Source organism: Nocardiopsis synnemataformans (assembly GCF_965343085.1).
Lineage (GTDB): Bacteria > Actinomycetota > Actinomycetes > Streptosporangiales > Streptosporangiaceae > Nocardiopsis > Nocardiopsis alborubida.
The window spans coordinates 34,963-49,381 of sequence record NZ_CBDRFA010000006.1; the positions used below are offsets into that span (position 1 = coordinate 34,963).

At 73.3% G+C, this 14,419-nt stretch carries 12 protein-coding genes; 8 read left to right on the top strand and 4 right to left on the bottom strand.

The window, feature by feature from the left end:
- Nucleotides 1-291: 291 nt before the first annotated feature.
- Nucleotides 292-2,115 carry a serine/threonine protein kinase gene (locus ACSIH6_RS04570; RefSeq protein ID WP_435106909.1) on the top strand — a complete coding sequence of 608 codons (1,824 nt, stop codon included), beginning with the start codon at nucleotides 292-294 and terminating at the stop codon, nucleotides 2,113-2,115.
- Nucleotides 2,116-2,140: 25 nt separating this feature from the next.
- On the opposite strand, the gene ACSIH6_RS04575 is transcribed toward ACSIH6_RS04570, so the two are convergent.
- Together ACSIH6_RS04575 and ACSIH6_RS04580 are read right to left on the bottom strand one after the other, a co-directional pair.
- Nucleotides 2,141-3,076, bottom strand: coding sequence for a ferredoxin family protein (locus ACSIH6_RS04575; protein WP_435106911.1), 936 nt, complete (start codon nucleotides 3,074-3,076; stop codon nucleotides 2,141-2,143).
- A 288-nt stretch (nucleotides 3,077-3,364) separates the two neighbouring features.
- The gene (locus ACSIH6_RS04580; protein ID WP_435106913.1) at nucleotides 3,365-4,528 is read right to left on the bottom strand and encodes a 4-hydroxybenzoate 3-monooxygenase; all 1,164 of its coding nucleotides are present in this window, start codon (nucleotides 4,526-4,528) and stop codon (nucleotides 3,365-3,367) included.
- Between the two features lie 377 nt (nucleotides 4,529-4,905).
- Between ACSIH6_RS04580 and ACSIH6_RS04585 the strand changes: the two genes are divergently transcribed.
- Nucleotides 4,906-6,396: a benzaldehyde dehydrogenase gene (locus tag ACSIH6_RS04585; protein WP_435106915.1), complete on the top strand. Its 1,491-nt coding sequence runs from the start codon at nucleotides 4,906-4,908 to the stop codon at nucleotides 6,394-6,396.
- Between the two features lie 56 nt (nucleotides 6,397-6,452).
- Here the strand turns inward: ACSIH6_RS04585 and ACSIH6_RS04590 are convergent, their stop codons facing one another.
- Both ACSIH6_RS04590 and ACSIH6_RS04595 read right to left on the bottom strand, forming a co-directional pair.
- The gene (locus ACSIH6_RS04590; RefSeq protein ID WP_435106917.1) at nucleotides 6,453-7,232 is read right to left on the bottom strand and encodes an SDR family oxidoreductase; all 780 of its coding nucleotides are present in this window, start codon (nucleotides 7,230-7,232) and stop codon (nucleotides 6,453-6,455) included.
- 74 nt (nucleotides 7,233-7,306) lie between these two features.
- Nucleotides 7,307-8,365, bottom strand: a complete 1,059-nt coding sequence (locus ACSIH6_RS04595; protein WP_435106919.1) for a LysR family transcriptional regulator — start codon at nucleotides 8,363-8,365, stop codon at nucleotides 7,307-7,309.
- 70 nt (nucleotides 8,366-8,435) lie between these two features.
- On the opposite strand from ACSIH6_RS04595, the gene ACSIH6_RS04600 reads away from it, so the two are divergent.
- The 6 genes from ACSIH6_RS04600 to ACSIH6_RS04625 all read left to right on the top strand — a co-directional run bounded on the left by ACSIH6_RS04600 (nucleotide 8,436) and on the right by ACSIH6_RS04625 (nucleotide 14,414).
- Nucleotides 8,436-9,707: an MFS transporter gene (locus ACSIH6_RS04600; protein WP_435106921.1), complete on the top strand. Its 1,272-nt coding sequence runs from the start codon at nucleotides 8,436-8,438 to the stop codon at nucleotides 9,705-9,707.
- Nucleotides 9,708-9,898: 191 nt separating this feature from the next.
- Nucleotides 9,899-10,849, top strand: a complete 951-nt coding sequence (locus ACSIH6_RS04605; protein WP_435106923.1) for a ring-cleaving dioxygenase — start codon at nucleotides 9,899-9,901, stop codon at nucleotides 10,847-10,849.
- Entirely contained in the window at nucleotides 10,846-11,478 is a 633-nt protein-coding gene (locus ACSIH6_RS04610) for an alpha/beta hydrolase (protein ID WP_435106925.1), read from the top strand. Before ACSIH6_RS04605 ends, ACSIH6_RS04610 begins: the two co-directional genes overlap by 4 nt.
- 174 nt (nucleotides 11,479-11,652) lie before the next feature.
- Nucleotides 11,653-11,829, top strand: coding sequence for a hypothetical protein (locus ACSIH6_RS04615; protein ID WP_435106927.1), 177 nt, complete (start codon nucleotides 11,653-11,655; stop codon nucleotides 11,827-11,829).
- A gap of 317 nt (nucleotides 11,830-12,146) precedes the next feature.
- Nucleotides 12,147-12,914, top strand: coding sequence for a sulfite exporter TauE/SafE family protein (locus ACSIH6_RS04620; RefSeq protein WP_435106929.1), 768 nt, complete (start codon nucleotides 12,147-12,149; stop codon nucleotides 12,912-12,914).
- Nucleotides 12,915-12,995: 81 nt separating this feature from the next.
- A complete protein-coding gene (locus ACSIH6_RS04625) occupies nucleotides 12,996-14,414 on the top strand; it encodes an amidase (RefSeq protein ID WP_435106931.1) in 1,419 nt (472 codons plus the stop codon).
- The last annotated feature ends 5 nt before the right edge of the window (nucleotides 14,415-14,419 follow it).

The following is a 14,419-nucleotide window of genomic DNA, read 5'->3' on the forward strand; positions in this document are numbered from 1 at the left end:
GGTCATGCGGGTTGGTGACTTGGCCGTGTGCGGTCAGGGGGGAACTTTGCGGGGTGGTGCGTCGTTGGGGTGCGGCGTTGGTGTGTGTCAGGTCAGGGGCGGGTCCTGGGGGGTCGGTGGGGTGTGGGGGCTGACGGGGGCACACGCCGGGGTTTGTGGGGGGAGGCTGGGGGGTGTGCCCGCCGATAGGTTGGGGGCAGGCGTCTTTCCGGCGGGTGCGCGGGCACCGGGGGAGGCGGTGGTCATCCTCTGGCACCCGGGGGTGGCGGAACGTCGTGTGTGGAGGCTGTAGTGTCCCTTAGGCTCGATCCCAGTGACCCGGAACGTATCGGCCGGTATCGGCTGATCGGCCGTTTGGGCTCTGGCGGCATGGGCCAGGTGTTCTTCGGCCGTTCGGCCGGGGGGCGGGCCGTGGCCGTCAAGCGCATTCATCCGCACATGGCCGCCGACGCCTCCTTCCGGGAGCGTTTCGCCCGTGAGGTCAACGCCGCCCGTCAGGTCAGTGGTGCGTTCACGGCGCCGGTGATCGACGCGGGTCCCGATGACGAGGTGCCCTGGCTGGTCACCTCCTATGTGCCCTCCCTGCCGTTGGATACGGCGGTGCACGACCACGGTCGGTTGCCGGAGGAGAGTGTGCGGGTGCTGGCGGCGGGTCTGGCCGAGGCGTTGGCCGACATCCACCGGGTGGGTCTGATCCACCGTGACCTCAAGCCCGGGAACGTGTTGTTGGCCGAGGACGGGCCGCGGGTGATCGACTTCGGTATCGCCCGTGCCACTGACGGTACGGCGGCGACGCAGTCGGTGATCGGCACGCCGGGGTTCATGAGTCCGGAGCAGGTGCAGGGGGAGGCGCTGACTCCGGCCAGTGACCTGTTCGCCTACGGTGCGGTGCTGGCTTATGCCGCGGCGGGCACGGGTCCCTTCGGTGAGGGCAGTATGCCCACCATGGTCATGCGCATCATCAGTCGTGAGCCGGATCTGTCGGGTGTGCCCGAGTCCTTGCGTCATCTGGTGGCCGCGTGTTTGTCCAAGGACCCTCGTGGTCGTCCGGGTCCGGGGGAGATCCTGGACTATCTGGGTGATGTGGCCACGGGTCCGACCTGGTTGCCTGCGGCGGTGATGCGGGGGGTGCAGGAGCAGGTGGCCAAGGTCAACGGGGCGTTGGCGGCCGCGGCCGGGGACGCGCGCGCCACCGGTCAGCACCAGCGCACGGAGGTGTTGGGTCAGGGTGGTGCCGCCGCTGTGGGTGGTGCGGCGGGAGCCGCGGCCGGGGCGGGTGTGTTCGGTGATGAGGCGGCCACCCGGGTCACGCCGCAGGTGCCGGGGCACGAGGGTGGTGCGACCTCGGTGTTGGGTGAGCAGCAGCAGGGGTATGGGGCCACGGCCCGTTTCCCGGGGGCGCAGCAGGTTCCGCCGACCGCCCAGTACGGTCAGGGCGCCACGGCTTACGGCCAGGAGGGGGCCGCCCACGGTCAGGGCGGCGCCCCTTACGGGCGGGAGGACACCTCGGGTTACCGCCAGCCGGATCGGCCCAGCCAGGAGGACGCCTACGCCGACCTGTACGGCGGGCGGCGTGAGCCGGCCGCGGACGCGCGCCGTCAGCAGCAGGAGCAGTTGCGTCAGCAGGAGGAGCAGCGCCAGCGCCGGATGGAGGAGCAGCAGCGCCAGCAGGAGCAGCGGCTGGAGCACCGTCGCCGTCAGGAGGCCGAGCGCGCCCACCGTGAGCGTGTGCGGGCCGAGCAGGAGGCCGCGCGCCGTGCCCAGAGCCAGGCGCGCCACGCCGACCAGCCGGGCCTGTGGGGTTTCGTCAAGCTGTTGCCGTTGTTGATCATTCCGCTGATCCAGGTTCCGCTGGGGTACGGGGCGGCGTTGGCGTGGGCGTGGTTCACCACCGAGACGCAGGTGTGGACGGGTGCGCCCTACGCTTTTGAGCCGTTGCGGTGGGAGTCCTTCTGGCACGCGATGATGCTGGGGTACTTCATCCTCAACAACCTGGTGTCGTTGGAGTACCTGGTGAGGTCGCTGCGTACGTCCTTCGTCACCGGTGCGGTGTTGGCGTTGGGGGCGGTAGCGGCGACCAACGGTCTGCTGTACAGCTTCGGTTTTTGGGGCTGAGCCCCGCCGGGGTGCGGGTGGGGTCTCAGGTGGGTGAGGGGGCCGGGGCGTGGCGGATCTCGGTGACCCGGTGGTGCAGGGGGCGGCTGGGGGTGAGCGCGGAGCAGGTGGCCGGGCATGCGGGTCCCTGCTCGGTGGCCACCGAGACCGTGTACAGGCCGCCGTCGTGGCCCAGGGTGACGCGGACCCCGTCTGGGCTGCGCTGTTCGTCCAGGTGGGTGATCGCGTCCACGCCTGTCGCGCCCAGGCGGGTGCGCAGTGCGGCCTCGGCGGCCTGGACGGCGCTGGAGTCGCTGCACCGGCCCCGGTAGTTGTGGGGCAGGACGAGGCCGCGTTCGAAGGCGTCGACGGTGCGCACGGCCGATGCGGGGTCCAGACGGCCGAAGTAGAGGCCGTGGGGGAGTGCGACCAGGTTGGCGGCGAAGCGGTCGCCGCCCACGTGCGTGGTCTCCCACACCTGGGCTCGGCCGCCGGTGAGGGCGGCGGCCACGGGGCGGCCCAGGACCGCGCAGCAGGGGTCCTTCTTGGCGTGGGTGCACACCAGGTACAGGGTGTGGTCGACGGGGGTGCCGAAGGTGGGTGGGTGGGGGCGTTCGGCGGCGGTGAGGTCGTACTCCAGCAGCTGGGCCAGGTGGGTGACGTCGATGCGGCGGACCCAGGGGTGGGTGCGGCTCACGTGGGCGAGGTAGGCCCGTCGGGTGGTGGGCTGGGTGCGTGTGTGGTCGCCGGGGCGTTTGATGAGCTGGGGTTTGATGTCGTGGCCCGTGATGTGTTGGGCCAGGCGTGAGACGGTGGCGGGGTCCAGGCCGGGGCTGGTGAAGGCGGGGTTGCGCCAGGGGCCGTTGTGTTCGATGAGTAGCCAGCCGGTGGTGCGTCCGGCTGTTCCGGCGATCTGTTCTCCGGTGTAGCGGGCCAGGGCCGAGCAGCCCCGGCTGCCGTCGGGGGCGGTGGGAAGCCGCACGGGTGGTGTCCAATCGGGGTGGGTGGCGGGTACGCGAAGGGGCGCCGACCGGGGTTGGGTCGTGCGCCGAGGGTGTCGCGAAGGTTAGGTTAGCCTATCCATCCCGTGATGGTGTGGGGTCCGTGCGGGCAGTGTGGAGCGGGGGTCGGCGACCGCGTTCACTTCGACTCTCCACTGTTGACAGCCGGACGAGGCCTGTCCCAGGATGAGGCGCCGAGGGCGGGTCCCGCGGTCCGGGTTCCGTCCTGATCCGGATCGCGGGCCCGTCCTCGGCTCACGTGGTGGGCGCTACACCCGGGGCAGGCCGGTGTAGTTCTGGGCGAGCTGGGTGGCGGCCGCGCGCGAGGAGGTCAGGAACTCCAGGTGTGCGAGCTGGAGGCGGTGGTCGAAGGCGTCGCCGTGGGTGTGCAGCAGGGTGGTCATCCAGGAGGAGAAGTGCTGGGCCCGCCAGACCCGGCGCAGCGCGGTGTCGGAGTAGGCCTGGAGGGGGCCGCTCTCGCCGCGGGTGTACCAGGCGCGCAGGCCCTGGGCGAGCAGGGCCACGTCGTGCAGCGCCAGGTTCAGGCCCTTGGCTCCGGTGGGCGGGACGATGTGTGCGGCGTCCCCGGCCAGGTAGAGGCGTCCGTGGCTCATGGGTTCGGTGACGAAGCTGCGCATGGGGGTCAGGCTCTTGGCGGTGAGCGGGCCGCGCCGCAGTTCCCAACCGGGGACGGCCATGCGCTGGGCCAGTTCGTCCCACACCCGGTCCTGGGGCCAGTCGTCGGGGTCGGTGTCGCTCGGTACCTGGAGGTAGAGGCGGCTCACCTGGGGTGAGCGCATGCTGTGCAGTGCGAACCCGCGTTCGTGGCGGGCGTAGACGAGTTCCTCGCAGGAGGGGGCCACGTCGGCGAGCACGCCCAGCCAGCCGAAGGGGTAGAGGCGGTCGAAGGTGGAGACGGCCTCGGGGGGCAGGCTGCGTCTGCCGATGCCGTGGAAGCCGTCACAGGCCGCCACGTAGTCGCACTCCAGTACCTGTTCGTGCTCGCCCTGGACGAAGCGGATGCGGGGGCGGTCGGTCTCGAGGGCCTCCACGGCGCTGGCGCGGGCGCCGAAGAGGATCTGTCCGTCGTCGGCCAGACGGCGGGCGATGAGGTCCTTGACGATCTCGGTCTGGGCCCAGATCTGGACGTCGCGTCCGCACAGGTCGGCGAAGTCCACGCGGTGTGAGCGTCCCGAGAAGCGCAGTTCGATGCCGTGGTGGGTGGTGCCCTCGCGGTCCATGCGCTCGCCCAGGCCTGCCTCGCGCAGCAGGTGGGCCACGCCGTGTTCGACCACGCCGGCGCGTTGGCGGGCCTGGACGTAGTCGCGCTCGCGCGACTCCAGGACGACCGACTCGATGCCCGCCAGGTGCAGCAGGTGGGAGAGCAGGAGCCCGGAGGGTCCCGCTCCGATGATGCCGACGCGTGTGCGCATCCGGCCGTCCCCTCGTCCAGTGGGCACGTGCGCCCAGACATCCCGGTTGTTCGGATAACGAACGAACATTCACATGAAGAACATTTGGCAGCCTAGCGAGGCCCGCGCGGCCCTGGCAACGCGGCTCCCCGAACCCGCTGAGCAGGTCTGGCCCTGCCCTGACCCGCCCGCGGCGGGCCGCGGGTGCGCCTTGACCGGGTGAGGCACAGCACTTATGTTCGCTCGAAGAACACGTGTTCGCTGAACGTACGCCGGTGGGCTCCCGTGTCCTCACCCCTCACCATCCCGATCCAGCGGGCCCAAAGGGACGGTCCGCCCGAGCCCGCCACGGCGCACCAGGGGGCCCGCGCACCGGCCACCTCCCCCCAGCGGCGCCCATGAGTTCCCGCCCGTCGAAGGAGACCACCGTGCCCCTGTTCGCCTCCCCGGACTTCACCCGCGCCGTCTTCACCGGAGCCTGGACCCCGGCCCGGGGTGGCGAGGCCCCCGTCGTCTCACCCTCCACCGGCGCCGTCCTGGGACACACCGGCATCGCCGACGCCCACGACGTGGCCCAGGCCGCCGCCCGGGCGAAGCGCGCCCAGCGCGACTGGGCGGCGACCTCCTTCGAGGAGCGCGCCGCCGTCCTGCGCCGCGCCGGGGACCTGGTGCGGGCCCACGCCCAGGAGATCACGGGCTGGCTGCGCCGCGAGGGCGGCGCGGCGGCCGGGATGGCGGCCTTCCAGGTGAAGGTGGCGGCGGGGGAGTGCTTCGAGGCCGCGGCCCTGGCCTCCCAGCCCCACGGGGAGATCCTGCGCACCGGCAAGCCCCGGCTGAGCTTCTCCCGCCAGGTCCCGGTCGGCGTGGTGGGGGTGATCGCGCCGTTCAACGTGCCCCTGATCCTGGGCATCCGCTCGGTCGCCCCGGCCCTGGCGGTGGGCAACGCGGTCATCCTCAAGCCGGACCCGCGCACGGCCGTGTGCGGCGGCGCGGTCCTGGCCGAGGTGATGCGTCGCGCGGGTGTGCCCGAGGGCGTGTTCCAGGTGCTGCCCGGCGGGGCGGCGGCGGGTGAGGCGCTGGTCGCCGACCCGCACGTGCGCGTCATCTCCTTCACCGGCTCCACCGCGGCCGGGCGCAGGGTGGGGGAGGCGGCCGGGCGCCACCTCAAGCGCGCCCACCTGGAACTGGGCGGCAACTCACCGCTGGTGGTGCTGGACGACGTGGACGTGGAGGCGGCCTCCTCGATCGGCGCGTGGGGGTCCTTCCTGCACCAGGGGCAGATCTGCATGAGCACCGGCCGCCACCTGGTGCACGAGGCCGTCGCCGACGCCTACGTCGAGCGCCTGGCCGAGCGCGCCGAGGCGTTGACGGTGGGCGACGCCGAGAGCGAGGAGGCCATGCTGGGCCCGGTGATCGACTCAGGCCAGCGCGACAAGATCCACGCCCTGGTCACGGGCAGTGTGGAGGCGGGCGCGGCGCTGCGCGCGGGCGGCACCTACGAGGGGCTGTTCTACCGGCCCACCGTCCTGGACCGGGTGGATGCCGCCACCCCGGCCTACGCCCAGGAGGTGTTCGGCCCGGTCGCCCCGGTGGTGCGCTTCTCCTCGATCGAGGAGCTGGTGGAGCTGGCCAACTCCACCGAGTACGGATTGTCCCTGGGCGTGCTCACGAGCAACCCCATGCGGGGGATGGAGATCGCCGACCGGGTGCCCAGCGGCATCGTGCACATCAACGACCAGACCGTGGACGATGAGGCGGTGGCCCCCTTCGGCGGGGTGGGCGACTCGGGTACGGGTTCGCGGTTCGGGGGGACCCGCGCCAACCTGGAGGCGTTCACCGAGACCCAGTGGGTGACCATGCAGGCCGACCCGGCCCGCCACCCCTTCTAGGCGCCCGCGGGCGCGGGGGAGAAGGGGTCCCGCGCCCGCGCGCAACCGGGGCGGGGTCAGGCGGAGATGCCGCCGTCGCTCGTCAGCAGCTGGCCGTTGACCCACCGCCCCCGGGGCGAGCACAGGAACTCCACCAGGTCCGCGGTGTCCTGGGGTGTGCCCAGGCGCCCCAACGGGGTGTGCCGCACGCACTCGTCCTTGGTCCGCTCCGACATCCAGCCGGTGTCGACGGGGCCGGGGTTGACGACGTTGGCGCTCACCCCCAGGTGGGCCAGCTCGCGCGCGCAGGAGAGCACGATGCGGTCCAGGGCGCCCTTGCTCGCGCCGTAGGGCAGGTTGCCCACGGTGTCGTCGCTGGTCATGGCCACGATCCGGCCGGTGCCGTGTTCGCCCGCAAAACGCAGGCCGAACTCGCGGGCCAGCTGCCAGGTGGCGCGCGCGTTGACCGCGAAGTGCCGGTCGAAGCTGTCCACGGTGGTCTCCAACAGCCCGGAGTCGACCGACTCGCAGTGGCACATGACGAGTGCGCTCACCGGGCCCAACCGCTCCTGGGCAGTGTCGAAGACGTGTGCGGCGGTGGCGGTGTCGGCCAGGTCCGCCTCGATCGCCACGGCGCGGGCGCCGTGCCCGGCCAGGGCGTCCAGGGTGGAGCGGGTCGCGTCCGGTTCGGCGCCCCAGCTCATGCGGGCGTCGTAGGCGCTCCAGTGGGTGAAGGCCACGTCCCACCCCGAGGCGGCCAGGCGGCGGGCGACGGCGGAGCCGATGCCGACGGTGCGGCCCACCCCGGTGACCAGGGCGACGGGACGGGGTGAGTCGGAGGGTGGTGTGTGCGTCATGGGGACGATGATCGTGCGGCCTTCGCGCGGCGCGCCAGTGGTTTTCCCCGGAAGGGTCGGGCGCGGGTGCGTTCTCACCCGGTCAGGTCGGGGATCACGCGCGGACCCTCCCGTCGCACGTGGTCGCGAAAGAGCGCCACCGCCGGGGGTTCGTAGCCGCCGCCCGAACCCTGCTGGGGCCAGACCACCCCGATGGGGCGGCGCGCGTCCACGCCCTGGATCCCCAGCTCCACCGTCCCGCTCAGCGGCCCCTTGGGGCGCGCCGGGAGCACCGACACCCCCAGCCCCGCCGCCACCAGCCCGCGCGCGGTGGCGATGTCGTCGGCCTCGAAGGCCACCCGGGGTGTGAGCCCCGCTCGCTCCACGATGCGGTCGGTGAGGTGGCGCACGCCCCGCCCCGGTTTGAGCAGGATGAACTCCTCACGCGCCGCCGCGGTCACCGCCACCCCCGGCGGCGCCGCGGCCCCCTCCTCGCCCTCTGCCCCGCCGCCTGGCCCCCGCCGGGTGTCCGCGCGCCCCGCCCGCGCTGTCCCGCCCGGTGCCTGGCGTCCCTGATGTTCCTGTGCCAGCGCGTGCCCCTCGGGCACCACCAGGCGCAGCACCTGGGTGTGCAGCGTCGCCGCCGCCCACCCCTGCCCCGAGGGCAGCGGCGAGGTCAGTGCCAGGTCCGCGCCGCCCGCGGTGAGCCTGTGCAGCGACTGCGACCACGGCTCCTGGGTGAGGGAGAAGCGCACCCCCGGGTGCTGGGTGCGAAAGCCCCGCAGCAGAGCCGGGACCACCTCCACCCCCAGTGTGGGCAGGAACGTCAGCGCCACCCGCCCCTCCTCCGCTCCGGTCAGTTCCGCCAGGCCCTGGCGCAGGTCCGCCAGGGCCCGCTCCACGTGCGGCAGCAGCAGTCTTCCGGCGCGGGTCAGGCGCACCCCGCGCCCGGTGCGCTCCACCAGCGCTATCCCCAGCTCCTCCTGCGCCCGGGCCAGCGCCCGGCTCAGGGTCGGCTGGGGCATGCCCAGCGCCTCGGCGGCCTGGGTGATGTGCTCGGTCGCGGCGACGGCCGCCACCATCCGCAACCGGGGTGCCAGCACCTGTGCCAGGGCGTCCGCGTCGAGGCCGTCGCCGTGCTCGGTCCGTTCCATGCGTTCCAGTATGGATCAACGGCAAAGCATGCATTGGACGTATGAAACCGGTCTTTCTAGCGTGGACGGTATGACCCTGACCAGCGACTCGCCGCCCGATCACGACACCCGTCCCCGTGCGGGCTCCGGCGCCTACCGGCGCACGGTCATCGCGCTGGTGGCCGCCGCCGTGGCGACCTTCGCCCAGCTGTGGTCGGTCCAGCCGATCCTGCCCGCGATCGCCGACGGTTTCGGCGCGTCGGCCTCCCAGGCCGCGCTCGCGGTCTCGCTGGCCACCGGCGGCCTGGCCGGGTTCACCCTCATCTGGAGCGGGGCGGCCGACCGTTTCGGGCGCGCCCGCGTCATCGGCGTCTCCCTGCTGGCCGCGACCCTGTTGGGCTGCGTGATCCCCTTCGCCGCCGACCTGTGGCCGCTGCTGGTGCTGCGCGCTCTCCAGGGCGCGGCCCTGGGCGGGGTGCCCGCCGCGGCCGTGGCCTACCTGTCGGAGGAGATCCACCCCGCCGACGCCCCGCGCGCCACGGGCCTGTACATCGCGGGCAACCCGCTGGGCGGGATGGGCGGGCGCCTGCTGGCCGGGTTCGCCGCGGACCTGGGCGGCTGGCAGTGGGGGATCGCCGCCAACACCCTGCTGGCCCTGGTGGCCCTGGTCGTGTTCGCGCTGGTCCTGCCCCGTGGGCCGCGCGCCCCCCGGCCCGCCGCCCCGGGCGGGGCCGACACCGCGGCGTCCCCGCCGGGCGAGCCGGGCGAGCCGGGCGAGCCGGGTGGGGCCGGGATGGGCGCTCGCCTGCGCGCCGCGGTGGCCACGCCCGGCCTGGTCGCCCTCTACACCCAGGCGCTGCTGCTCATGGGTGCCTTCATGACGGTCTACAACCTGTTGGGTTTTCGCCTGATGGCCGAACCCTTCGGGCTCTCCCAGGCCGCCGCCTCGCTGCTCTTCGTGTCCTACACCGCCGGGATGCTGGGTTCGGCGGTGGCGGGGGGCGCCACCGCGCGCTGGGGCGGGTACGCGGTGCTCACCACCGCCACCGCGGCGATGGCCGCCGGGCTGGGCGGGATGTTCGCCACGGCCCTGCCGGGTCTGCTGGCCGCCCTGCTGGTGATGACCTTCGGCTTCTTCTGCGCGCACGCCACCGCCTCGGCCTGGGTGGGCACCCGCGCGGTGCGGGGCCGGGCCCAGGCCATGGCGGTCTACACCCTGGCCTACTACCTGGGGTCGAGCCTGTTCGGCTGGTTGGGCGGTCTGGTCTACGACACCGTGGGCTGGGGCGGCGCGGTGGTCTTCGCGCTGGGGTTGTGCGCGGCGGCCGCTGTGGCGGGCCTGCGCCTGCGCCGCCTGCGGTAGGGCTTGGAGGGCGCGGCCTCCCCGCCCGTGCCGCGCGCCGACGCCGTGCGCGACACGGGCAGGGGAGGCGGGCGGCGTGCTTGTCCCCGGGCCCGTACGGGGAGAGGGTGGGGAGGGAGCGAGCCGCCGTGGTAGTTTAAATTTAAACTACATTGGCAGGTGCCCGGCGAACTCGACGGAGGGTGAGGGACATGGACGTGCGCCCCGCGGGAATCCACCACGTGACCGCGATCGCCAGCGATCCGCAGGCCAACGCCGACTTCTACCTGCGCGCCCTGGGCATGCGCATGGTCAAGCGCACGGTCAACTTCGACTCGCCCCAGACCTACCACCTCTACTACGGCGACCGCACGGGCAGTCCCGGCACCATCATGACCTTCTTCCCCTGGCCCGGCGCGCCCCGCGGGCGGGTGGGCGCGGGCCAGGCCACCACCACGACCTTCTCCGTCCCCGAGGGCTCCCTGGGCTGGTGGGCCCGGCACCTGGCCGCCCTGGGCGTGGAGGCCACCCGCCCCGCCGAGCGCGGGGAGGAGGACGTGTTGAGCCTGCGCGACCCCGACGGCCTGGTCATCGAACTGGCCGCCAGCGCCGACCACCACGACACCGACCCCTGGGACGGGGCAGCGGTGCCGCCTGAGCACGCCATCCGCGGCATCCGCGCCGTCACCCTCACCGAGCAGGACGTGGAGGGCACCGTCCAGATGCTGGGCGACCAGCTCGGCTTCCACCTGGCCGGTGAGAGCGGGGACCGCACGCGCTTTCACACCAACGCCTCCGGCCGGGGCGTGGGCACCATCGTCGACGTGGTGGCCGCCCCCCGTGCGCCGCGCGGCCTGGTCGCCGCCGGAACCGTGCACCACGTGGCCTACCGTGCCCCCGACGGCCCCGTCCAGGAGGCCTGGCGCCAGCGGCTGGAGGAGGACGGCGTGGGCGTGACCGAGGTCCGCGACCGCTGCTACTTCACCTCCATCTACTTCCGCGAGCCCGGCGGCGTGCTGCTGGAGATCGCCACCGACGGCCCCGGGTTCGACTACGACGAGCCGCTGCTGGAACTGGGCCGCTCGCTCAGGCTCCCGCCGTGGCTGGAGCCCGACCGCGAGCAGATCGCCGCCCACCTGCCCGCCCTGGAGGCCGACCGGTGAGCGGCGTCGACGACTTCGTCCACGTCTTCACCCCCGCCGCCGCGCCGGGCGCGCCCACCCTGGTGCTGCTGCACGGCACCGGCGCCGACGAGCACGACCTGCTGCCGCTGGGGCGGGCCCTGGCGCCGGGCGCGGCCCTGCTCTCACCGCGCGGCAAGGTGGACGAAAGCGGGATGAACCGCTGGTTCCGCCGTCTGCGCGAGGGCGTCTTCGACGTCGAGGACCTCATCGAGCGCACCGCCGAACTCGCCGCCTTCGTCGCCGAGGCCACCCGCGTCTACGACCTGGACCCCGAGCGGATCGTGGTCAGCGGGTTCTCCAACGGGGCCAACACCGGTGCCGCCCTGCTGCTGCTCCACCCTCACCTGGTGCGGGGCGCCGCCCTGTTCGCGGCCGGGGCGCCGCTCCAGGGGCGCGAACCCGACCCGGTGGACCTGTCGGGGGTGCGGGTGTTCCTGGGCTCGGGCGCGGCCGACCCCATCACCACCGTGGACCAGGCGCGCCTGCTGGCCGACCAGCTCCGCGAGCGTGGGGCGCGGGTGCGGGCCGAGGAGCACCCCGGGGGGCACCAGGTGGCGCCCCGTGTGCTGGACCAGGCCCGCGCCTGGTTCGAGCACGCCCGGTTCTGACCCGGGCCCGCAAGGCCGCGGCGGCGTTCCCTGACCCCGGGCGCCGCCGCTTCGTATGTCATGGGCCGTGTGCTCCTGTTTATGTGAAAAGCAGAGCGCGACACTCACCGACATGGATACCATCGGCGATGAAATGCGCACCCAAAGTGACATGGAGTGGTTTTCGTGTGCTTGATGCAACGTGCCCTGGCTGGTACCGCCGCCGGTGTCGTCCTTGCCGCCGTCCTGCTGGCTAGCGCCGCCCCGGCTGCCGCGGACTCCGTGGCCACCGGGTCCTCCCGCCCCCTGCACTTCTTCAGTGACGAGGGCTTCCTCGACGACATCATCGACAACATCACCATCACCGTCTGAGTAGCGGCCCCGCAGGCCTTGTCGCCGCCTTCGCCGGACGTCCACGACGTCGTCCTTCCCCCGGGTGGGCGTCCGAGGAGCAGGGTCGAGCGGGCACCGTGACGCACGGCGGGTTCACCCCTTCCTCGCGTGAACCCGCCCGTGGCGCCTGCGCGCCCCCGTGGCCGTGCGCGCGGGCGCGCAGCCACCGCTGGTCCGACGGTGAGGGACACCCTGGGACAAAACACACCATGGGGCGAAGAGTAGGCTGCGTGCGTCAGTCATCCCCGCCACGAAAAGAACCCATGATCACCTCTTCCCCCGGGCGCGCGCGGTAGATGGACCCCGAGATCCTCGGCCTGCTCCTGCTGGTCGGCGTCGCAGCGGGCTGGGTCGACGCCGTCGTCGGCGGAGGCGGCCTCCTGCTGCTGCCCGCCCTGCTGGTCGCCGCGCCCACCACACCCCTGGCCACCCTGCTGGGCACCAACAAACTCGGCGCCGTCTTCGGCACCACCTCCGCCGCCCTGGCCTACGCCCGCAAGGTCAGGATCGACCGCCGCGTGGTCGTGCCCACCGCGGCCCTGGCCCTGCTGGGCTCGGGGCTGGGCGCGGCCATGGCCGCCGCGCTCACCGCCGACGTGCTCAAACCCGTCATCATGGTGGTTCTGGCCGGGGTCGCCCTCATGGTCTACTTCCGCCCCGCCATGGGTGTGGAGTCCGCTCGGCGCCTGCGCACCCGCAACCGCGTCCTGGCGGTCGTGGCCATCGCGGGCCTGGCCGTGAGCTTCTACGACGGCCTCATCGGCCCCGGCACCGGTGTCTTCCTCATCATCGCCTTCACCGCCGTGGTCGGTATGGACTTCGTCGAGGCCTCGGCCTCGGCCAAGATCGTCAATGTGTGCACCAACCTGGGGGCGCTGGTCGTCTTCGGCCTGGGCGGCCACATCGACTGGCTGCTGGGCCTGGGGTTGGCGGTGTGCACCATCATCGGCGCCCAGATCGGCGCGCGCATGGCCCTGCGGCGGGGCTCGGGGTTCGTGCGCGCGGTCCTGCTCGTGGTCGTCATCGCCCTGCTCGTACGCATGGGCTGGGACATCTTCACCTAGCCCCGGGCCCGGGAAAACCACCTGCCCGCCGCAGCGTTCGCCGGTAGAGTCCGGCGCGTCCGAGGAAGTCCGAGGAAGAAGGTGGGAGCGCTGCGGATCCACGAGTACGCCGACCTGGACGCCGTCGCCCTGGCCGACCTGGTCCGCACCGGCCTGGTCAGCGCCGCCGAGGTAGAGCAGACGGCGCGCGCGGCGCTGGAGCGCGCCCACGGCGACCTCAACGCCCTCACCGGCCCCCTGTTCGACCCTGTGCCCGCCTACGCTCCCGACGGGCCGCTGTCAGGGGTCCCCCTGGTGGTCAAGGACAGTGGCCCCTTCGTCCAAGGAAGGGCGTTCTGCCTGGGCAGCCGCGCGCTGGTGGGGGCCGTGGCCGCCACCGACCACACCCTCATGAGACGCCTGCGCGCCGCCGGACTCGCCGTGCTGGGACAGAGCACCGTCCCGGAACTGGCACTGAGCCTGGCCACCGAGTCCCGGCGCTACGGCATCACCCGCAACCCGTGGGACCCCGAGCGCGGTGTCGGCGGCTCCAGCGGCGGAGCGGCCGCCCTCGTGGCCGCCGGGGCGGTTCCGCTGGCCCACGGCACCGACGGAGGAGGGTCGCTGCGCGTGCCCGCCTCCGCCTGCGGGGTGGTCGGCCTCAAACCCAGCCGCGGCCGCGTCCCCTGCGGTCCGCTCACGGGCGAGGCGGGATTCGGCATGGTCAGCGAGTTCGTGCTCACCCGCACCGTCCGCGACGCCGCCCACCTGCTCGACGCGGTCAGCGCCCCGGCGGTGGGGGAGAAGTACGCGCTGCCCCCGCCTCGGCGCCCCTACGCCCAGGCGGTGCGCGCCGACCCCGGTCGTCTGCGTGTGGCCTTCACCACCACCCCCTGGGCTCCCACCACCGTGGACGACCAGGTTCGCGAGGCGGTCCTGACCAGTGCGCACCTGCTGGAGTGGATCGGCCACACCGTTCAGGAGGCCGGTCCGGACCTGGACCACGAGGACGCGGTCGAGGCGATGACGCTGCTGGCGGTGTCCACGGGTGCGACCCTGCTGTCGGGGACTCCTCCGCCCGACCCCGGCGCCCTACAGGTCCTCTCGCGCCGGGTGTTGTCCGAGACCCGGCGGCGCAGCGCGATGGACGTCATGGCGGGCATGCAGGCCCAGCACCGCCTGACCCGGGCCCTGGGGACCTTCATGGAGGGGTACGACGTACTCGTGACCCCCACCCTGGGGCGGTTGCCCGCACCCCACGGCACCCTGGACGCCAACGACGAGGACCACACCCTGCGGTCCTGGCTGGAGCAGGCCGCGCGGTACGCGCCCTTCAGCGCGCCGGCCAACGCCGCGGGGTTGCCCGCGCTGAGCCTGCCCTTGGCCCAGAGCCGAGAGGGACTGCCCATCGGGGTGCAGTTCACGGCCGCCCCGGGGCGCGAGGACGTGCTGCTGTGCCTGGGGGCCCAGCTCGAACAGGCCGCTCCCTGGAAGGAGCGGTGGCCTCCGTGGCACGTGTGAGGGTG